General features: G+C 63.0%; 18 protein-coding genes and 1 pseudogene. 17 read left to right on the top strand and 2 right to left on the bottom strand.

Annotation, left to right across the window (positions count from 1 at the left end):
- Nucleotides 1–103: 103 nt before the first annotated feature.
- Nucleotides 104–532, bottom strand: a complete 429-nt coding sequence (locus MAXJ12_RS02175) for a hypothetical protein (protein WP_139043766.1) — start codon at nt 530–532, stop codon at nt 104–106.
- 411 nt (nt 533–943) lie between these two features.
- Between MAXJ12_RS02175 and MAXJ12_RS38410 the strand changes: the two genes are divergently transcribed.
- The 13 genes from MAXJ12_RS38410 (at nt 944) to MAXJ12_RS02120 (ending at nt 15207) form a co-directional block, all read left to right on the top strand.
- Nucleotides 944–1948: an AAA family ATPase gene (locus MAXJ12_RS38410; protein ID WP_202946673.1), complete on the top strand. Its 1005-nt coding sequence runs from the start codon at nt 944–946 to the stop codon at nt 1946–1948.
- An 85-nt stretch (nt 1949–2033) separates the two neighbouring features.
- Nucleotides 2034–3038, top strand: a complete 1005-nt coding sequence (locus tag MAXJ12_RS38405; protein WP_202946672.1) for an ATP-dependent nuclease — start codon at nt 2034–2036, stop codon at nt 3036–3038.
- A 183-nt stretch (nt 3039–3221) separates the two neighbouring features.
- Entirely contained in the window at nt 3222–3371 is a 150-nt protein-coding gene (locus MAXJ12_RS36470; protein WP_008834102.1) for a hypothetical protein, read from the top strand.
- A 204-nt stretch (nt 3372–3575) separates the two neighbouring features.
- Nucleotides 3576–4016, top strand: coding sequence for a D-aminoacyl-tRNA deacylase (gene dtd / locus MAXJ12_RS02165; protein ID WP_008834101.1), 441 nt, complete (start codon nt 3576–3578; stop codon nt 4014–4016).
- 557 nt (nt 4017–4573) lie between these two features.
- Nucleotides 4574–6637 carry a hydantoinase/oxoprolinase N-terminal domain-containing protein gene (locus MAXJ12_RS02160; RefSeq protein ID WP_008834100.1) on the top strand — a complete coding sequence of 688 codons (2064 nt, stop codon included), beginning with the start codon at nt 4574–4576 and terminating at the stop codon, nt 6635–6637.
- 137 nt (nt 6638–6774) lie between these two features.
- Nucleotides 6775–8988 (top strand): malate synthase G, encoded by a 2214-nt coding sequence (locus MAXJ12_RS02155; RefSeq protein WP_008834099.1) that lies wholly within the window; start codon nt 6775–6777, stop codon nt 8986–8988.
- Between the two features lie 82 nt (nt 8989–9070).
- Nucleotides 9071–9751, top strand: coding sequence for a tRNA (adenosine(37)-N6)-threonylcarbamoyltransferase complex dimerization subunit type 1 TsaB (tsaB, locus tag MAXJ12_RS02150; protein WP_008834098.1), 681 nt, complete (start codon nt 9071–9073; stop codon nt 9749–9751).
- A 3-nt stretch (nt 9752–9754) separates the two neighbouring features.
- Nucleotides 9755–10237, top strand: coding sequence for a ribosomal protein S18-alanine N-acetyltransferase (gene rimI, locus MAXJ12_RS02145; RefSeq protein WP_008834097.1), 483 nt, complete (start codon nt 9755–9757; stop codon nt 10235–10237).
- 25 nt (nt 10238–10262) lie between these two features.
- Nucleotides 10263–11054, top strand: coding sequence for a lyso-ornithine lipid O-acyltransferase (olsA, locus tag MAXJ12_RS02140; protein WP_008834096.1), 792 nt, complete (start codon nt 10263–10265; stop codon nt 11052–11054).
- A 56-nt stretch (nt 11055–11110) separates the two neighbouring features.
- Nucleotides 11111–12520, top strand: a complete 1410-nt coding sequence (gene miaB / locus MAXJ12_RS02135) for a tRNA (N6-isopentenyl adenosine(37)-C2)-methylthiotransferase MiaB (protein ID WP_040584638.1) — start codon at nt 11111–11113, stop codon at nt 12518–12520.
- Nucleotides 12521–12591: 71 nt separating this feature from the next.
- Nucleotides 12592–13587, top strand: coding sequence for a PhoH family protein (locus MAXJ12_RS02130; RefSeq protein WP_050898773.1), 996 nt, complete (start codon nt 12592–12594; stop codon nt 13585–13587).
- A gap of 13 nt (nt 13588–13600) precedes the next feature.
- Complete coding sequence (ybeY, locus tag MAXJ12_RS02125; RefSeq protein ID WP_139043765.1) at nt 13601–14113, top strand: rRNA maturation RNase YbeY; 513 nt, start codon at nt 13601–13603, stop codon at nt 14111–14113.
- A 26-nt stretch (nt 14114–14139) separates the two neighbouring features.
- A complete protein-coding gene (locus tag MAXJ12_RS02120) occupies nt 14140–15207 on the top strand; it encodes a hemolysin family protein (protein WP_040584640.1) in 1068 nt (355 codons plus the stop codon).
- A gap of 89 nt (nt 15208–15296) precedes the next feature.
- Here MAXJ12_RS02120 and MAXJ12_RS02115 read toward each other — a convergent pair whose 3' ends face one another.
- Complete coding sequence (locus tag MAXJ12_RS02115) at nt 15297–16832, bottom strand: MFS transporter (RefSeq protein WP_008834091.1); 1536 nt, start codon at nt 16830–16832, stop codon at nt 15297–15299.
- A gap of 349 nt (nt 16833–17181) precedes the next feature.
- Between MAXJ12_RS02115 and lnt the strand changes: the two genes are divergently transcribed.
- From lnt to MAXJ12_RS02095, 4 genes and pseudogenes are all read left to right on the top strand, one after another.
- Nucleotides 17182–18771, top strand: coding sequence for an apolipoprotein N-acyltransferase (gene lnt, locus MAXJ12_RS02110; RefSeq protein ID WP_008834090.1), 1590 nt, complete (start codon nt 17182–17184; stop codon nt 18769–18771).
- A gap of 121 nt (nt 18772–18892) precedes the next feature.
- The gene (locus tag MAXJ12_RS02105) at nt 18893–19312 is read left to right on the top strand and encodes a helix-turn-helix domain-containing protein (RefSeq protein WP_008834089.1); all 420 of its coding nucleotides are present in this window, start codon (nt 18893–18895) and stop codon (nt 19310–19312) included.
- Nucleotides 19313–19499: 187 nt separating this feature from the next.
- A complete protein-coding gene (gene metK / locus MAXJ12_RS02100; protein ID WP_008834088.1) occupies nt 19500–20783 on the top strand; it encodes a methionine adenosyltransferase in 1284 nt (427 codons plus the stop codon).
- A gap of 4 nt (nt 20784–20787) precedes the next feature.
- Nucleotides 20788–21048: pseudogene (locus tag MAXJ12_RS02095) on the top strand (tRNA (guanosine(46)-N7)-methyltransferase TrmB); the annotation flags it as partial.

Here is a 21048-nt window from a genome sequence, read left to right as displayed (position 1 = left end):
CTTTATCTCCCCCCTTGCGGGGAGATAGGGCGCGGCATCGCGTTCCCGGCGGCGCAAGTCTTTTCGCCAGGTTTTCGAGAAGCCGTCGCCGTTCAGGTGTGCCTCACGATGTATCGGGCGCGGGAAGCGCCGGGGCCTCCCGCCACGGGCGGGCCGATCCGGCCGGCTTGGGCGGCGACAGACCGGCTCGCGGCCCGGCCTCGACGGCGACGCGCCGGGCCTGCGCCAAAAGGACGCCCAGCGCCAGCGCCAGCACCCGCAAACCCGCCGCCAGGTTAGCGGCGTCATCGAGCGGCGCCGGCTCCGGCGCGACATCGCCGCCGCATGCCGGCGCGCCGGTCGCCATGCCGAGGACAAAAGCACGCGCCTCGGCCTCGCCTCGGCCTAGAATTTCGAGCACGGTGCGGCGACGGCGCAAGGGCAGGCCGGCCGCATGGTCGGCCAGCGACGCCATGAGGAGAAGGAGCGCCAGTATGTGCTCCAGCACGTACCGGTGACGGTTTATCTCCCCCATCCACTCAAATCGTCCCATCACGCACTCCTGTTTCGGGCGGACGTAGTATGGGGGCGGCGCGGAGGGGTGTGGATAGATTTGCGCCAAAAAATTTGGAGGACTCGGGGCGATCCGAGTCTCGCCGCAATCTCGGGCGTTGGCATCCTGGCGCGGACGGCGGTGCAGCGCTATCTGCTCCGAAAGGGGGAGAGGGCGATTTCAACATCTTAGCCGAGCATTTCGCGAGGCCAAGTGCCGGAAATCGCAAATGAGGGGCTTGTGCCAGCGCCCTCGTGGTTCGACGGGCTCACCATGAGGGCTACTGATGCGCCGAGGTCTTCATAGCCGTCATTAGGCACTCTTGGTGCAGTGCATTTTGCTATCCTGCGTGGATTTGTGTTCTAACCGAATCGGGCGATAATCGCGCAATCGTTGTGGGGGGATTAAGCGATGAAGCTGCTCAGGTATCGCGTAACCAATTTCCGATCCGTGGACGACAGCGGTTGGATCGACGTAGACGACGTTACCGCGTTTGTTGGTGTGAACGAGTCCGGCAAGACAAATCTTTTGTTGCCTCTATGGAAACTGAACCCGGCAAAGGAAGGTGGAATTGAACCGACAGCCGACTTTCCGAAAAATAACTACGGTGCAATTCGGGCTAACCCAACTGGCTACAGATTCGTTCAGGCAGAGTTCGATCTCCAAGAATTTGCAAAAGAATTTTCGTCCTTAACCGGTTATAGCCCGGAACAGGTTAGAAGGTTACACATTTGGAAGAATTATGGAGACGGATTCATTTGGAGCTTTCCAGATGCTGCGCCACCAAAATCAATTGACTCCAGCCCTATTGTGAAAGAACTCGTAAGTCTTAGTGCAGGCATTAAAGAGGCAAAGGAGCTGGCTGCAGAGAGCGGATTAAAGGAAAAATGCCTAACCACGATAGATCATATTAAATCTGGAATTAAGGACAGGGTAACTTCAGCAGAATTTGAAAATTTATACCAAGAAATATTCAATCTATATAATGACTCTCATGCAAAGACGAGCGCTATTCATCCTCGTCTTGCTCAGGCGAATGCCGAATTTGAGAACGTGTATAACATATTTAATCGACCGGCGCCCACAGCAGTGGAAGGTGCATGGGAAGCGATAAAGCCCAGACTGCCCGTCTTTCTCTATTATTCAAACTACGGGAATCTCGATTCGGAGATTTATCTTCCTCATGTAGTTGATAATCTAACGCGGACCGGCTTAGGCGCGAAAGAGGCTGCCAAGGCTAGAACGCTAAAGGTCTTGTTCAGCTTTGTTGGATTAGATCCAAAAGAGATACTGGAGCTTGGGCGAGACTTCAAAGATCCAGCTGACCCAAATCGGAAACCAACTGAGGCCGAAATCGAAGCAATAAATAAAAAAAAGGAAAGAGCGCTCGATTCTTTTGCAATCTGCCGGTACTAAGCTAACTTCCAAGTTTAAGGATTGGTGGAAGCAAGGCGACTATCGATTCCGATTTGAAGCAGACGGCGACCATTTTCGGATTTGGGTGAGCGATGACCGCAGGCCGGAAGAGGTGGAGCTAGAAGGGCGTAGCACTGGCCTTCAGTGGTTCCTAAGTTTTTATTTGGTGTTCTTGGTAGAAAGCGAAGGGGAGCACAAGGATGCTTTCCTTCTGCTTGACGAACCTGGCCTATCGCTTCATCCTCTAGCTCAAAAAAATCTTTCAAGCTTCTTTGTAAACCTTGCAACTACCAATCAGATAATCTTCACAACGCATTCGCCATTTTTGGTCGATGCCGATAACTTGGATCAGGCTCGAAAAGTTTACGTCTCGGAGAATGGTTCCACGAAGGCTACAGGCAATTTAAACGAAGGCGAGTCAAGGAAAAGTCAGCCCGGTGCGTCATACGCTTTGAGTTCTGCGTTAAACCTCCACGTTGCGGAAAGCTTATTGATCGGCTGCGAACCGGTCATTGTGGAAGGACCGTCAGATCAATACATTCTTTCAGCGATCAAGACCCTGCTTATTGGCGCTGGGCGAATTGCGCCTCCAAAAGAATTGGTTTTCCCGCCAAGCGGCGGGGCGAAGAGCGTTAAAGTAATTTCGAGCATATTGCTTGGGCGGGACGATCAGCTACCGATCGTTTTGCTCGATGATGATACCGTCGGTCGGAGTGCTGCCAAAGAGTTGAAGCAGGAACTGTACAAAGGTGTTGAAAAGAGAATACTAAACATAGCGGAATATGTTGGCTTTGAAGGCGCGGAAATCGAGGATATTGTACCGCCAGATTTGTTTGTTGCGGTGGTAGATCGGGAAATTCGGCTCGAAAATTCCTTCGAAGACGTACATAAAGCATCATCACCGATTGTGCCGCAAATCGAGAAATGGGCCGCCTCGTCGGGGCACACTCTGGAGAAGGGATGGAAAGTGCCTTTGGCCATCGCAGTCAAAAGAAAGCTGTTGTCCCAGGAGATAAAAAAGCTTGATGGTAAGCAAGTGGACGACTGGGGAAGATTGTTCGATGATTTTTTTGAGAGGAAGCAGGATTGACTTGCGTTCCTCAACGCCTCGTCGCCCGACTGAGACGCTTGAGCGGGCATGCGTGGCAAATTCGCCATTCCGAACTTGCCCATTAGCCAATTCAGCTACCCTTTTCCCATGAAAACATCTCCACCACCGACGCCAGGAATCGCTTCGGCGAGTTGATCAACATGGCGCAGACCGAGCCGGTGCGTGTGCAGCGGCGAGGCCGTCGTGCTGTCGCCCGAGGAATTTCGCCGCCTGTCGAGAGCCGCCAGCGGCAAGGTCCACCCCGTCGTCCAGGAACTGCACGCCGAGAGCGCCAGGCGCTGGGCCAAGGTCTATGAGGCGCCGGCGAAATAGCCCCTCCCTTCTCCCCTTGTGGGAGAAGGTGGCCGAACCGAGCGGAGCGACGGTGAGGTCGGATGAGGGGTGCTGGAAGGAATGAGGCGTCGGCGCTCCGTCCAACACCCCTCATCCGCCTTCGCTTCGCTCAGGCACCTTCTCCCACAAGGGGAGAAGGGAAGGTGCTTCCCCGCGACCCGCCGATCTCTTATTCCGTCTCAAATGCGCGCGCTCATCCAACGTGTCTCCTCCGCTTCCGTCGCCATCGACGGGCAAACCATTGGCGAGATCGGCCCCGGCTTTCTGGTGCTGGTCTGCGCCATGCAGGGCGACGGGGAGAAGGAATCCGAATGGCTGGTGCGCAAGGTCGTCAATCTGCGCATTTTTCGCGATGACGCCGGCCGCATGAACCGCTCGCTGCTCGACACCGGCGCCGGGTGCCTGGTCGTCAGCCAGTTCACGCTGGCCGCCGAGACGAAGGGGAACCGTCCCGGCTTCTCCACCGCCGCCGCGCCCGACGAGGGCAAGCGCCTCTACGAGCATTTTTCGCGAGAGATCGCCTCGCACGGCGTCGCGGTCGCCAACGGCATCTTCGGCGCGGAGATGAAGGTCTCGCTCGTCAATGACGGGCCGGTGACGATCTGGCTCGACACGGCGGGGTGAGGCGCCTGCCATCTCCCCCCTTGCGGGGGAGAAAGCGTTTTCCTGCATTTGCGAGCGGGCTTGTCCCCGAGCAAGTGCTTGGAAAACGCAAGAGAGGGGCTTTGAAGCGTGAAAACAGATTGCCCCTCTCTTGCGATTTCTAACACTTAGCCTCCGCTTTGCTCCGGCTAAGATGTTGAAATCGCTTTCTCTCCCGCAAGGGGAGAGATAAAGCGCCCCGGCCGGTATCGCCCCTGTCGTGACGAGCGACTCCCCTCCTTTCGTCATCCTGGGGCAAGCGCAGCGAAGCGGAGCGCGACCCCAGGATCCATGCCGTACCGTTGCGGCAGCGCTCCTGCGGGCCAGAACAAGCCGTGTCCAGGCCCGCGCCCCTTCCCATCCTGCGCCGCCTCAGTCGTCCGAACCATCACGGCATGGATCCTCGGGTCAAGCCCCGAGGATGACGAAGGTCGAGGGACGACGCTGAGGCACTGCCCCTGGCCCACCGGGCGCGGCTAGCCTGCCGGGCGGCGATGGTCTAAAGGGCGCGGACGAATGACCGGAACGCCCCGCCCGAAATGAACGCCCGAAAAGCCGCGCCCGCCACGCCGCCCGTCCTCGGCCCCCTCTTCCTGGGCATAGACACCGGCGGCACCTACACCGACGCCGTGCTGTGGTCGGAGGCCGGCGGCCAAAAAGGGGCGGAAGACCGGGGCAGCGTTCTCGCCAAGGCGAAGTCGCTGACCACCCGCCACGATCTGGCGGTCGGCATTTCCGGCGCGGTCGACGCGGTGCTGGAAAAGGCGAAGGTCGACCCGGCGGCGATCAAGCTCGTGTCGATGTCGACCACGCTCGCCACCAACGCCCTGGTCGAGGGGCAGGGCGGGCGCGTGGCGCTGGTGATGATCGGCTTTTCCGAGGCCGACCTCGCCCGCGACGGGCTGAAGGCCGCGCTCGGCACCGACCCGGTGGTGTTCTGCGGCGGCGGCCACGATGTCCACGGCAACGCCAAGCCGCTGATGCTGGAGGAGCTGGAAGCAGCGCTGCCGGAACTGGCCAAGGGCGTCTCGGGCTTTGCGGTCTGCGCCTATTTCGCCACGCGCAACCCGGCGCACGAGATCGCCGCCCGCGATCTCATCCGCGAAAAAACCGGCCTCCCCGTCACCGCCAGCCACGAGCTTTCGGCAAAACTCGGCGGCCCGCGCCGGGCGCTGACCACGCTCCTCAACGCCCGGCTGATCTCGATGATCGACCGCCTCGTCGCCGCCACCGAAGGTTTTCTCTCCGATCGCAACATAAAGGCCCCATTGATGGTCGTGCGCGGTGACGGCGCGCTGGTCTCCGCCGCCTTCGCGCGCGCGAGGCCGATCGAGACGATTCTGTCCGGCCCCGCCGCCAGCCTCGTCGGCGCCCGCCACATGACCGGGCTCGACGATGCCATCGTCTCCGACATCGGCGGCACCACCACCGACGTCGCCGTGTTGGACAAGGGCCGGCCGCGCCTCGATCCGGAAGGCGCCACCGTCGGCGGCTTCCGCACCATGGTCGAGGCGGTCGCCATGCGCACCTTCGGCCTCGGCGGCGATTCGGAAGTGGCGCTGGAGGATGGCGGGCTCAGGCCGCGCCTCCTGCTCGGCCCCCGCCGCCTCGTGCCGCTGGCGCTCGCCGGCATGGTGCATGGCGAGGCGGTCACCGGCCAGCTCGAGCGGCAGCTGCGCGCGCCCAATTCCGGCCGCCTGGACGGCCGCTTTGCCATGCGAACCGGCGTGCCGGAACGGCTGGCCGCCGGCCTTTCGGGGCCGGAATCCAAGCTTTACGAGATGATTGGCGCTGTGCCCCTGCCGCTCGACGCCGTGCTCACCTCCAATGCGCAGAATGCCACTCTCAACCGTCTCGTCGCGCGGGGGCTGGTGCATGTCGTCGGCTTCACGCCCTCCGATGCGGCCCATACGCTGGGGAAACAGGCGAATTGGGACGTCGCCGCCGCCCGCCTCGGCGCGGAACTCTTCGCCCGCAAGCGCGACGGCCGCGGCCAGCCCATCGCGGCGAGCCCGGAGGCTCTGTCGGAGCGCGTTCTTGCCGCGCTCACCCGCTGGTCGGCCGAGGTGATCCTCGAGACCGCCTTCGCCGAAGACGGGCTCGACGGTGCGGCTACCGTCGCGCACGCGCTGGTGCAGCGCTCGGTCGACGGCCATGAAGGCATCGCCCGGCTCACCGTCGCGCTAGACCGACCGGTGATCGGCCTCGGCGCGTCGGCGCCGCTGCATTATGCCGGGCTACCGCAACTGGTCGGCAATGAATGCGTGGTGCCGGACGACACCGACGTCGCCAATGCGCTCGGCGCCGTGGTCGGCCAGGTTCGCGTCTCGGCCGAGGCGGGCGTCAGCCAGCCCAAGGAGGGGCTGTTCCGGGTTTCGTCGGGCGACACCGTCCGCGATTTTACGAACGAGGCCGAGGCGATCGCGGTCGCCGAGGCGGACGTGCGCGAGATCGCCGCCTTGCGCGCCCGCGCCGCCGGCACCGACACGGCCGAGATCGAGGTGCTTCGCGAGTTCCGCACCTCGACGGTCGAGGGCCACCGCATGTTCATCGAGGCGCAGATTCTCGCCGTCGCCACCGGCCGCCCCCGCATTGCGGTCTAGGCCGGCGGATTTGTCCACGGGCTAGGTCCTTGCGCTATCCTGCGCATCCGGAACTTAGGGTGAATTGACCCGTTCCGCCCGGCATGGTCAAAGGCGCGAAAATCATGATGCCCGAGCGCCTTTTTGGAGAAGAAGTGATGACGGATATGGTCGAGATCGCCGGTTTGCGGATCGCGCGCCCGCTGCTTGATTTCGTGGAGCGCGAGGCGCTGCCCGGAATAGGCGTCGACGCCGCCGCCTTCTGGGCCGGCTTTTCCGCGATCGTCCACGATCTCGCTCCGAAAAACCGCGCTTTGCTAAAGAAGCGCGACGACATCCAGGAGCGCATCGATCTCTGGCACCGGGAAAACGGCGCGCCGGTCGACATGGCCGCCTACAGACGATTTCTTGAAGAGATCGGCTATCTCCTGCCCGAGGGACCGGATTTTCAGGTGACGACAGAAAATGTCGATCCGGAAATCGCCGTCGTTGCCGGGCCGCAACTGGTCGTGCCGGTAATGAATGCGCGCTACGCGCTGAACGCCGCCAATGCCCGCTGGGGCTCGCTTTATGACGCGCTTTACGGGACTGATGCGATTTCGGAGGAGAACGGCGCCGAACGGGGCAAGGGCTACAATCCGGGACGCGGCGCGAAAGTCATTGGCTGGGCGCGCAGTTTCCTCGACGAGGTGGCCCCCCTCGATGGCGCCTCATGGAGCGCGGCGGCGAAGCTCGAAGTGGCCGACGGCGCTCTCGTTATCGGCGCGGGCACACCGGCCCAGCGCTCCGTGGGCGACGGCGAGGAGGAGTTGCAGCAGATCGCGCTTGCCGACCCGGCGCAGTTCGCCGGCTACCGCGGTGAGCCAGGTGCTCCCTCGGCGATCCTCCTGAAGAAGAACGGCCTGCATATCGAGATCGTCATCGACCGTTCCAGCGCCATCGGCAAGACCGATCCCGCTGGCATTTCCGACGTGATCCTGGAATCGGCGCTGACGACGATCCAGGACTGCGAGGATTCGGTCGCGGCGGTCGATGCGGAAGACAAGGTTCTCGCCTATCGCAACTGGCTCGGCCTGATGAAGGGCGACCTGGAAGAGGAGATAGAAAAAGGCGGCAAGACTTTCGTCCGCAGGCTCAATCCGGACCGGACCTACACGGCCCCCGATGGCGGCGAACTGACGTTGCCCGGCCGGTCGCTGATGCTGGTCCGCAATGTCGGCCACCTGATGACCAACCCGGCGATTCTCGACCGCGACGGCAATGAGGTTCCGGAAGGCATCATAGATGCGGTGATCACCGGCCTCATCGCGCTGCATGACGTCGGCCCGAACGGCCGGCGAAAAAATTCCCGCGCCGGCTCGGTCTATATCGTCAAGCCGAAGATGCATGGGCCGGAGGAAGTAGCCTTTGCCGTCGAGATTTTTTCGCGTGTCGAGGCGGTCCTCGGCATGGCGCCCAATACGCTCAAGATGGGCATCATGGACGAGGAGCGCCGCACCACCGTCAACCTCAAGGAGTGCATCCGCGCGGCGAAGGAACGGGTCGTGTTCATCAACACCGGTTTCCTCGATCGCACCGGCGACGAGATCCACACCTCGATGGAAGCTGGCCCGATGATCCGCAAGGGCGACATGAAGCAGGCGGCATGGATTTCTGCCTACGAAGCCTGGAATGTCGACATCGGGCTTGAATGCGGCCTTTCCGGCCATGCCCAGATCGGCAAGGGCATGTGGGCGATGCCCGATCTGATGGCGGCGATGCTGGTTGAGAAGATTGCCCACCCCAAGGCCGGCGCGAATACGGCATGGGTGCCGTCGCCGACGGCCGCCACGCTGCATGCGACGCACTATCACAAGGTCGACGTCCAGGCGGTGCAGGAAGGCCTGAAGAACCGACCCAAAGCCAAGCTCGACGATATACTTTCCGTGCCGGTCGCCGTTCGGCCGAACTGGACGCCGGAGGAAATCCAGCACGAGCTCGACAACAACGCGCAAGGCATCCTCGGCTATGTCGTGCGCTGGATCGATCAGGGCGTCGGCTGCTCGAAGGTGCCCGACATCAACGATATCGGCCTGATGGAGGACCGCGCTACGCTCAGGATTTCCTCTCAGCACATTGCCAACTGGCTGCATCACGGCGTCTGCACGGAGACGCAAGTGATGGAGACGATGAAGCGCATGGCCGACGTGGTCGACCGCCAGAACGAGGGCGATCCGCTCTACCGGCCGATGGCGCCGGATTTCGACAATTCGATCGCCTTCCGCGCCGCATGCGACCTCGTCTTCAAGGGCCGCGCCCAGCCCAACGGCTATACCGAGCCGGTGCTGCACGCGCGCAGGCTGGAACTGAAGGTCATGGAGAGGGTGGGGTGATGGCTGGATCGCAGCGCTCAATGCGCCTGTGATAAACTAGAACCATGACGGCGTTAGCAAAACCCACATCTGCGGGTGCCCCATGAACCTCCTCGCCATCGATTGCTCGGCAAGCCTGTGCGCCGCTTGCGTCTACGACGTGCAGGCGAACCGGGAACTCGGCCGCTCGGTGCTCGACCTCGGCAAGGGCCATGCAGAGCAGTTGATGAGCATGGTTGGCGATGCGCTGAAAAATGCCGGAAGCGCTTTCCCTGACCTCGGCGCGGTTGCCGTCTCGGTCGGGCCAGGCTCGTTCACCGGTGTGCGCGTTGGCGTTTCGGCAGCGCGCGGCTTCGCGCTGGCGCTGAAAATCCCGGCAATCGGCGTCACCACGCTGGAAGCGCTGGCGGCGGAGGCGCGGGATAAATTCGGCACACGCAACGTGCTTAGCGCGCTCGACGGCGGGCGCGGTGAAATCCAGGCCGCCGTTTACGATGGATTGGGAGGGACGCTGTATGCTCCCGCCGTGATGACCTTGTCTCAGGCGGCGGAATTGGCGACGGAATTCTCACCAGTACTCGCAGGCACGGCTGCGAAGTTGATCGCGGATGCAGTTCCGTCGCATGCGTTCGACACCGGGCCGCTCGGCGCCACCGCCGACATCGCGATCTATGCGCGCGTTGCGGCAAAGAAGGGCGCAGACGACAAGCCGGCGCCCGTCTATCTGCGCGAGCCGGACGCCAAGCCGCAGGCGGGCTTTATCTTGCCGAGGAGCGGCAGTTAGCCAATGCGCATACCCTTCATCACGCCGCGCCGCCGGGAATATTCGCTGGACCCGCTGACCGTCGCCGACAGTGCGGCAATCGCCCACCTCCACCAGGAGGACTTCGTGCGTCCCTGGTCCGACGTCGAATTCGAGGCGCTGCTCGAGCAGGACACGGTTTTCGGCTATGCGGCGCGCGAGATCGGACATGGCAATGAGTACCCGGTCGGCTTCGTGCTGGCGCGGCTGGTCGCCGGAGAAGGTGAGATACTGACGGTCGCCGTCGCGCGCGGGCACCGCCGCCAAGGGCTGGGCTGGCAACTGCTCGACGCGGTGCTGCGCGAACTGCACGCGCAGCGCGCCGAGGCGCTGTTCCTCGAAGTCGACGAGACCAATATAGGTGCGATCGCGCTCTACCGGCGCATGGGCTTTCGGGAGGTCGGCAGGCGGCCGGGCTATTACCAGTCCAACCGAGGCGCGCTTGTCATGCGCCGCGACCTCCGCTAGCCGGCAGGGTTTTGCGGGGGCGGCGATGATCGGCAGGACCCGCATTTTTGTCGCGCTGCTGTTTGTCGCCGTATCGACTCTCATCCTCGTGCCGCTTCAACTCCTTTCGATGAAGACGGGGCTCTACCGCGAAAACCTGGTCCTGCGCATCTGGCACCGGATGATCCTCGCCGCGCTCGGATTCCGGGTTCATGTGAGCGGGGCAATGACGGAAAAGCGTCCGCTGCTGCTCGCCTCCAACCATGTTTCCTGGACCGACATCATGGTGCTCGGCTCCATCGTGGACGTGTCCTTCATTGCGAAATCCGAGATGGCCGGCTGGCCGCTGATCGGTGGGCTGTCGAAGCTTCAGCGCACGGTGTTCATCGAGCGTGAGCGCAAGCGCAAATCCGGCGAGCAGGCCAGCGAGATCGCCGCGCGCCTCGCGCGAAACGACGTGATGGTGCTGTTTGCCGAAGGCTCGACCGGCGATGGCAATCTGCTGCTGCCGTTCAAGAGCACGCTTTTCGGCGCGGCAGCGATGGCGATCGGCGAAGGCACGGTCGAACATGTGTTCATCCAGCCGGTCGCGATAGTCTATACGCGACTGCACGGCCTGCCGATGGGCCGCCAGCACCGTCGCGTAGCGGCGTGGATGGGCGATCAGGACCTGGCGCCGCATATCGGCGAGCTGCTCGCCGAGGGCGCGATTGACGTTGAAGTCCGCTTCGGCGAACCGGTCGAATTCTCGGCTGGCACCAGCCGCAAGGCAGCCGCTAAGCTTGTCGAGCAGCGCGTCGGCGCGATGATGCAGGATGCGCTGCGCAGCCCGCGATGAAAGGATGCGGGCAGAATCGTCTGTTTTTTGCCACTGAAAGGCGTTAGAAGCCCCGCATGGATTTGAACGACATCTCTCAAGCGACGGCGGACAGCATGTCGGACGAGGCCGTTGCGGCTTCTCCGGCGGCGAAGAAGGTTTTTGTCAGAACCTATGGCTGCCAGATGAATGTCTACGATTCCCAGCGCATGACCGATGCGCTGGCGGCGGACGGCTATTCCCCGACGAGCGAGATCGGCGACGCCGACCTCGTGCTGCTCAACACCTGCCACATACGCGAGAAGGCCGCCGAAAAGGTCTATTCCGAACTCGGACGCATACGCGAGATCAAGGCGGAGCGGGCTGCTACCGGCCGCGAGATGCTGATAGGCATCGCCGGCTGCGTCGCCCAGGCAGAGGGCCGCGAGATCATTCGCCGCGCGCCGGCCGTCGATCTGGTGATCGGGCCGCAGACCTATCACCGGCTGCCGGAAGCGCTGAAAAGGGCCCGTGGCGGCGAAAAGATCGTCGAGACCGACTACGCGCTCGAGGACAAGTTCGAGCATCTGCCGAATACGGCGCGCACCGAGATCATCAAGCGCGGCGTCACCGCCTTCCTCACCGTGCAGGAAGGCTGCGACAAGTTCTGCACATTCTGCGTAGTGCCCTATACGCGCGGCTCGGAGGTCTCGCGCCCCGTCGCCCAGATCGTCGCCGAGGCGGAAAGGCTGGCCGAGGCCGGTGTGCGCGAGGTGACGCTGCTCGGCCAGAACGTCAACGCCTGGCATGGAGAAGGCCCCGACGGCCAGGAATGGGGCCTCGGCCGATTGCTTTTCCGGCTCGCCGAGATACCGGGCCTGGCGCGGCTTCGCTACACGACCAGCCATCCGCGCGACATGGACGATGCGTTGATCATCGCCCATCGCGACCTGCCCGCGCTGATGCCATATCTGCACCTGCCGGTGCAGTCGGGCTCGGACCGCATCCTTAAAGCCATGAACCGCCGCCATACAGCGGCCGACTACGTCAGGTTGATCGACCGCATCCGCGCCGCACGGCCCGACATCGCCATGTCCGGCGACTTCATCGTCGGCTTTCCCGGCGAGACGGATGCCGATTTTGAGGCGACGATGCAGCTCGTCCGCGACGTGCGATACGCCCAGGCTTTCTCGTTCAAATATTCGCCGCGGCCCGGCACTCCGGGCGCGGAAATGAAGGCTCAGATCGCCGAGGACGTGAAGGACGAGCGGCTGCAGCGCCTGCAAGCGCTGTTGATGGAACAGCAGGGCAGTTTCGCCGTTAGCCTCGTTGGCAGGACGATCGATGCGCTGATCGAAAAGCCCGGGCGCCAGGCCGGCCAGATCGTCGGCCGGTCTCCCTGGCTTCAGCCGGTTATTCTTGATGAAACCGCCGGCAAAATCGGTGACATTGTAAAGGCGCGAATCATCAGGGTTGGAAAAGCCAGCCTGTTCGCGCAGCCGGCTTGACCGGCACGGATGAGGAGAGACGGTTGAGCGCTACTGCAGACCTGAAGAACCCGCCCTCCGGGGCCTCCGACATGGCGCACATCGTACTCACCTTCGACAACAACAAGCTTGCCAGCGCCCTTTACGGCCAGTTCGACGAGAATCTCGCGCGGCTTGAGCAGAAACTCGGCGTCGACATCAATTCGCGCGGCAATCAGGTCACCATCAAGGGCAGTTCCTCGGTGGCCGAGCAGGCGCGCCGGGCGCTCGACCACCTCTACGGCATCCTGCAGAAGGGGGCCGACATCGGCCAGTCCGATGTGGACGGCGCGGTTCGGATGGCCATCGCCGCCGACGACCAGCTGACGCTGCCGACGCTGGAGCGCAAGGGCAAGATGGCCGCCGCGCAGATCGCGACGCGCAAGCGCACCATCTATGCCCGCTCACTCAATCAGGACGCCTACATGCGGGCGCTGGAACGCGCCGAACTGGTGTTCGGCATCGGTCCGGCCGGTACCGGCAAGACCTATCTCGCGGTTGCGCACGCCGCCATGCTGCTCGAACGCGGCATGGTCGAGCGCATCATCCTGTCGCGGCCGGCGGTCGAGGCGGGGGAGCGCCTCGGGTTCTTGCCCGGCGACATGAAGGAGAAGGTCGATCCATATCTGCGGCCGCTCTACGACGCGCTCTACGACATGATGCCGGCCGACAAGGTCGAGCGGGCGATCGCCGCCGAAGTCATCGAAATCGCGCCGCTGGCCTTCATGCGCGGACGCACGCTGGCGCATGCCGCCGTCATCCTCGACGAGGCGCAGAATACCACGCCGATGCAGATGAAGATGTTCCTGACGCGTCTCGGCGAGAATTCGCGCATGATCGTGACAGGCGATCCGACGCAGATCGACCTGCCGCCCAACACCAAGTCCGGCCTTGTCGAGGCGCTGCGCATCCTTGACGGCGTCACTGGCGCGGTGACGGTTCGCTTCAACGAAACCGACGTCGTCCGCCATCCGCTGGTCGCCGAGATCGTCAAGGCCTACGACCGCGACGGCAAGATCGCCCGCGGCCTCGACGTGTCGGAACACTGACCGGCCGGACGTCATGAACGGAAAATCCAATGGAAGGGGCATGCCGGGGCCGCTTCCGGTCGAGATCGATCTGCTGGTCGAGGGCGGCGACTGGGCGCCCGAGGCCGAGCTCGAAGTCATGGTGCATGAGGCGGTCGCCGCGGCCATGGCCGAAACGGGCGCAATCGCCGAGGAAGGCACCGAACTCAGCGTCGTCTTCTCCGACGATGCCCATATCCAGCAACTCAATGCCCAATGGCGCGGCAAGGACAAGCCGACCAACGTGCTGTCGTTTCCAGCCTTTTCGCCGAAACGCGGCGCGCCTCTTCCGCCGCTGCTCGGCGATATTGTGATCGCCTTCGAAACCGTGATCCGCGAGGCGGCACTGGAAGGCAAGGAGGTCCGGCATCATATTACGCATCTCCTGATCCATGGCCTCCTGCACCTGCTGGGTTATGATCACGAGACCGGCGAAGAGGCGGAAGAGATGGAAGCGGTGGAGCGCCGGGCGCTCGCGAGGCTTGCCATTCCCGATCCCTACGCGTAACAGAGAACGATAACCGACGGACGATGATGAACGAGATACCCGAGACCGCCGCCAGGAATGATGCAGGCGGTACCCAGTCGCCCTCAGATAACGCCGAAGACGGACCTAGTCCCAGTACGGCCTATGGCGCAGTCGCCGAACCTCCCGCCGAACGACCTTCGCTGCTGGCGCGCCTCGCCGGCCTGTTCAGGCCGCGCAACGGATCGAGCCTCCGCGACGACCTGACGGATGCGCTCGCCGAGATAGAAACCGGCGCGGCTTCCTTCTCGCCCGCCGAGCGGGCCATGCTCCACAACATATTGCGGCTGCGCGAAGTTCGCGTCGAGGACGTCATGGTGCCGCGCGCCGATGTCGAGGCGGTCGAGATCACAACCACGCTCGGCGAATTGATGGTAATGTTCGAGCAATCCGGCCATTCGCGCATGCCGGTCTATGCCGAGACGCTCGACGACCCGCGCGGCATGGTCCACATCCGCGACGTGCTGGCTCACATCACCAAGCTTGCGCGCACCCGGAAAGGCCGGCAGCCGAAGAAGCCCGCCCCGGTTCAACTCGATTTCGCCAATGTCGATCTTTCCCGCACCATCGGCGAACTGAACCTGATCCGCACGGTCCTGTTCGTGCCGCCTTCCATGCTGGCTTCCGACCTCATGGCCCGCATGCAGGCTTCGCGCACCCAGATGGCGCTGGTCATCGACGAATATGGCGGCACTGACGGTCTGGTTTCGCTGGAGGACATCGTCGAGATGGTCGTAGGCGACATCGAGGACGAGCATGACGAGGACGAGCCGCTGATCACCGAGACCGGCGACGGCGTCTTCGTCGTCGACGCCAGGGCCGAGATCGACGACGTCGCCAAGATGATCGGCAACGACTTCGCTGCCGGCGAGCATGGCGAATATGTAGACACGATCGGCGGCATGATCTTCAACACGCTCGGCCGGGTACCCGTGCGCGGCGAGGTGGTTCAGGCGATACCGGGCTTCGAATTCCACGTGCTGGACGCCGACCCGCGTCGGGTCAAGCGCGTACGCATCGTCAACATCCAGAAGAGCGACCGCCGCCGCCGCGCGGTCAGGGCGGAACAGGCCTGACACGCCGCCGGGTGAGCGGCTGCTTTGAGCCGCAGGACGCCGCCACAGCCGTCATGGTGAGATTGTCGAACCGGAGGTGCTAGCGCGCGCTACTCGCCGTGATCCGCACCGACCTCGATATGCCGCAGCATCATCACCGCTGCAACCGCTGCTACCAGCGCAACAACGACGCTGATCGCCGCGGTTGTCTGCAGTCCCTGGACGAAGGCGTCGCGCGCAGCCTCGATCAGTGGCCCGGCGAGGTGGCCGGCCATGCCTTCGGCAACTCCCACCGCACCGCCCAACGTGTCCCTGACCGTCTCGGCCAGTTCCGGCTCGACGCCGCCCGGCAGATCGGCGGCCATGCGGCTCCGGTAGATCGCCGTGCCGACGCTGCCGAGCACCGCGATGCCGAGCGCACCGCCGAATTCCGAGCCGGTCTCCGAAAGCGCGGCCGCCGAGCCCGCCCTTTCGGGCGGTGCTGCGCCGACGATCATGTCGGTCGCGAGCGTGATCACCGGCGCGAGGCCCATCGAGAATATGATCGATGCAGTGACCAGCACCGCCAGCCCATTGCCGCCGCCGATCTGCGTCATGACGCCGAACCCAATGGCCGCGGCGACAAGACTGGCGCCCATCACATAGGCTGGGCGAACCCTGCGCAGGATCGCCGGCGTCGACATTGTGACGGCGATGAAGCCGATGGTCGACGGCAGCGACCAAAGACCCGCCTGCAGCGGCGGCAGGCCGATGACCAGTTGCAGATACTGTGCCATGAACAGGAACGAGCCGAAGAACACGAAGAACACCGAAATGTTCACGCCAAGCGACGTGCTGAAGGCCGGGCTCCGGAAAAGCGCAAGGTCGATCAGCGGGTCGGCCAGCTTCCGCTGACGGCGCAGGAATACGAGCCCGAGGACCAGTCCGGCCAGGATCGATACAGCCGGCAGCGATCCGAAACCGTTCTCGGCCGCCTGCTTGAGGCCGAAAATCACGGCCAGCACTGCCGCCAGCGACAGCGCGGCGCTTAAGAGATCGAGCCGTCCGGCCTCCGGATCGCGATATTCGGGCAGCAGCACCGGGCCGAGTACCAGGAGCAGAACCATAACCGGGACTGCCACCAGGAATACCGAACCCCACCAGAAGTACTGGAGCAGGATGCCGCCGACCAGCGGCCCGAGCGCTCCGCCGACAGAAAAGCTGGTGATCCAGACGCTGATGGCCACGGTGCGCTGGCGCGGGTCGAGGAACATGTTGCGGATCAAGGACAACGTGGAAGGCGCAAGCGTTGCGCCGGCTACGCCGAGCATCGCCCGCGCCGCGATCAGCATTTCCGCGCTGGTGGAGAAGGCGGCGAGCACCGAGGCGAGGCCGAAGGCGACGGCGCCTATCAGGAGCAGTCGGCGTCGGCCGATCCGGTCGCCGAGCGTGCCCATGGTGATCAGCGACCCGGCGATCATGAAACCGTATATGTCGACGATCCAGAGCAGCTGCGAGGCGCTCGGCGCCAGATCCGCGCTGAGTTGCGGCACGGCGAGGTTGAGGACGGTCAAGTCCATCGAATATAGCATGCAGGGAAGCGCGATGATCGCGAGGCCGATCCATTCGCGTCGTGTCGCCTGTGGTTCGGCTGCCAGGGCAGTCATGACAAAACTCCATGCCCGCTTCGGGCGTTTGTGCTTCGGCCGTTGTGGCGGCCGCTCCAGGCCGCGGCTCTCGTCTATTGACGTTTGAGCGAGGCCCAAATCGACATGAGCGCTGAACTATCGACGTTTGGAGACCAGAAAAGGATTCCACTGTCGCGGCGGTCTCGATCCCTGAGCAGCACATTCGCATAGGCCTCCTGACAACCCGCTGTCAGGAGGCATATCTTGGCGCCAGGCCGGTGCGGCCCTGTCCTGGAACGCCGGTCGGTTGTTCCAAGCGCCGGGGTTTGGAGCAGAAGCCCCGTCCTGTTAGAACGTGCCTGCGTGATTCTGGGACGAGGGGCTGTGCATGGAGCGCCTGGCGGGGCGGATTATCTTGCTGTGGGGGTGGCGTCGGGCCCTGGCAGCGTTCCTTGCCGGCGCATTCGCGGTGCTCGCCCAGGCGCCCTACGATTTCTTTGCCGCCGGCTTCATTTCGTTCCCGGTGTTGGTCTGGCTGCTGGACGGGGCAGCCGTTTCCGGACCAGCCGGGCTGTTCAGGCGCCTGGCGCCAGCCTTTGCCATCGGCTGGTGGTTCGGCTTCGGCTACTTTCTCGGCGGACTGTGGTGGATCGGCAACGCCCTTCTCGTCGAGGCCGAGGCTTTCGCCTGGGCGCTGCCGCTGGCAGTGGTCGGCATTCCCGTCCTTATGGCTTTGTTCTACGGATTTGCGGCGGCGCTGGCTCGCCTGTTCTGGGGCAACAATATCGGCCGCATTGCGGCGCTGGCCTTCGGCTTCGGCGTCGCCGAATGGCTGCGCATGATCCTGTTCACCGGCTTTCCATGGGCCGCAATCGGCTATGCCGCCATGCCGGTGCCTCTGCTCATGCAGAGCGTTTCGGTGGTCGGCCTGATCGGCATGAATGCGCTTGCCGTATTCGTCTTTTCCATGCCTGCCTTGCTCGCCGGGGGAGGCGGCGCCCGGTTGGGCTTCGCTCTGGCCGCTTTGATAGTCGCTGCGCACATCGTCTTCGGCTATGTCCGGCTTTCCGCGCCGATGGGGCCTCCCGAACGCACGCTGGCAGTGCGCATCGTGCAACCCTCGATAGCCATGACGGAAAAATGGGACGCCGCCGTCGCTGACCGCATCTTCGGATCGATCGTCGATTTGAGTGGCGCGCCGCCGGCCGACGGCGATACAAAGCCGCAATTCATCTTGTGGCCCGAAACTTCGGTGCCATTCCTGTTCACCGACAGGCCGGATGCATTGGCGGCGCTGGGCGAGATGCTGTCGGACGGGCAGATATTGATCGCCGGCGCCGTTCGTTCCGAAGGCGCCGGCGGCCAGGAAGGTACGCGCTACTACAATTCCGTCGTGGCGATCGACGATAGCGGCGAGATCGTCGATGCCGTCGATAAGGTGCATCTCGTCCCGTTCGGAGAATACCTTCCCTTCGCCGACTGGCTGGGAAGGCTGGGACTGGAAAAGCTCGTCACCGGCCCGATGGATTTCACTTCCGGCAGCAAAAGGCATTCGATAGCATTGCCCGGCGGTATCCGCGCACTTCCATTTATTTGTTACGAAATCATCTTCCCTGACCTTGTGGCAGTTGACCTAGCGTCAACTGATATTATTGTGAATGTCACAAATGATGCGTGGTTTGGCGATACGCCCGGCCCGTATCAGCATTTCCGGCAGGCTCAGGTTCGTGCCGTGGAGACAGGGCTACCGCTCGTGCGCGCCGCCAATACCGGGATTTCCGGCGTCATCGACCAGCGCGGTCGTGTCGTCGATGCCTTGGCGGTCGACGCCCGGGGAGTGATGGACGCCACTATCCCGTTCCGATCGCGAGACGCAATGGCCGGCCTCTCCTCCCGCTTTGTCGGCATTGGAATATTATTTGGTTTCGCGGCCTTGGCGCTTGGGGTGAAACTCAGGCAGAAGCTCCGATCGAATTGACAGAACGTATATTAGAAACTCATACTGTAAGTGTCGCATTCCGCCCGTCGAAGGTCATCTGAACGGGAGTTCCCGGCGCCAGCGACTCGAAATTCGTGAGCCGGGAGACGGCGAGGAAGAAATGGATAAGGAAAATAAGAAAAAGCCGAACCCGACCGATGTTCACGTCGGAAGCAGAATCCGCCTCCGTCGAAACATGCTGGGCATGAGCCAGGAAAAGCTCGGTGAAAGTCTTGGCATAACTTTTCAGCAGATCCAGAAATACGAAAAGGGCACCAACCGCGTTGGCGCCAGTCGCCTGCAGGCGATCTCGAATGTACTTGGCGTGCCGGTTTCTTTCCTGTTCGAGGATGCGCCCGGCCAGCCTGCCACGGCTGGAAAGGGTTTCGCCGAAGACCAGTCGGCGAGTTTCACGCTGGATTTCTGCAGCAGCACCGAAGGCCTGCAGCTGAACAGGGCGTTCGTGAAGATCCAGGATCCGAAGGTGCGGCGTAAGGTCATCGATCTGGTCAAGGTGCTCGCCGCCGACGACGGCGAATAAGCGCGAAGGTTCCGGCCGCAACATCGCTGCGAAGGCGTCTCGGGCAGCCCCCAACAGCGCGCAAAAGCGAAAGCCTATGCGAATATTGAGGCATGCTGTGTCTTGACGACGGGCATGCCGCTTCGCTAACACCTGTCCCGCCTAGGTTCGGCATTCTGCCGATCAAAGACTTCGAGAGGGGACACCCGTGACGCGGCAGAATTATCTTTTCACCTCGGAATCAGTTTCCGAAGGCCATCCCGACAAGGTTTGCGACCGTATTTCCGACGAGATCGTCGATCTGGTCTATCGCGAGGCCAAGAAGTCGGGCATGGACCCGTGGGACGTCCGCGTTGCCTGCGAGACGCTGGCCACCACCAACCGCGTCGTCATAGCCGGCGAGGTCCGCGTCCCAAATTCGCTGCTCAAGCAGGACAAGGACGGGAACGTCCTCGAGGACGCCAACGAATTTCCGATTATCAATCCCTCGAAGTTCAGGTCCGCCGCGCGCAAGGCGATCCGCGCCATCGGCTACGAGCAGAGCGGCTTTCACTGGAAGACGGCCAAGATCGACGTGCTGCTGCACGGTCAGTCGGCCGATATCGCCCAGGGCGTCGACAACGCCTCCGACAAGCAGGGTGAAGAGGGCGCAGGTGACCAGGGCATCATGTTCGGCTATGCCTGCACCGAGACACCCGACCTGATGCCGGCGCCGATCTACTATTCCCACAAGATCTTGGAATTGCTCGCCACCGCCCGCCACGAAGGCAAGGGAGAAGTCGGCAAGCTCGGTCCCGATGCAAAGAGCCAGGTGACGGTGCGCTACAAGGACGGCAAGGCGGCGGAAGTCACGCAGATCGTGCTGTCGACTCAGCATCTCGACGGAAGCTGGGATTCCAAAAAGGTTCGCCAAGTCGTCGAACCATACATTCGTGAGGCGCTGGGCGATCTGAAGGTCGCTGAGGATTGCAACTGGTACATCAACCCGACCGGCAAGTTCGTCATCGGCGGGCCCGATGGCGATGCCGGCCTGACCGGCCGCAAGATCATCGTCGACACCTATGGCGGCGCTGCCCCGCATGGCGGCGGCGCGTTTTCCGGCAAGGACACCACCAAGGTGGATCGCTCGGCAGCCTATGCGGCGCGCTATCTCGCCAAGAACGTGGTCGCAGCCAAGCTCGCCGACCGCTGCACGATACAGCTTGCCTATGCCATCGGCGTTGCCCAGCCGTTGTCGGTTTATGTCGACCTGCACGGAACCGGCAAGGTTGAAGCGTTCGTGCTGGAAAACGCCCTGCGCGAAGTGATGGACCTGTCGCCTTCGGGCATCCGCCGCCATCTTGACCTAAACAAGCCGATTTATGCCAAGACGTCCGCCTATGGCCATTTCGGGCGCAAGCCGGGCCGCGATGGCTCGTTTTCCTGGGAAAAGACCGACCTGGTCAAGGCCCTCAAGGAAGCGGTTATCGTCAAGGAGCCGGTCGCAGCCTGACCCAATGACGGGCGAGCGCCGCGAACGGTCGACGGAAGCGTTCTTCGGCCGGCGCCATGGCAAGACGATCCGGCCGGCCCAGGCGTCGGCCCTGGCGACCGGCCTGGAGAAATACCGGATAGATCTCGATCAGCCGGCTCCAGGCGACCTTCGGCGGCTGTTTCCGGTGGACGTGTCGAAGCTGCGGCTCGAAATCGGCTTCGGCGGCGGCGAGCACCTGCGCCATGCCGCCGCGGTCGATCCGGATACCGGCTTCATCGGGGTC

The sequence above is a fragment of the Mesorhizobium alhagi CCNWXJ12-2 genome, assembly GCF_000236565.1.
Classification (GTDB): Bacteria; Pseudomonadota; Alphaproteobacteria; order Rhizobiales; family Rhizobiaceae; genus Allomesorhizobium; species Allomesorhizobium alhagi.
This window is presented reverse-complemented; position numbering and strand designations above follow the sequence as displayed.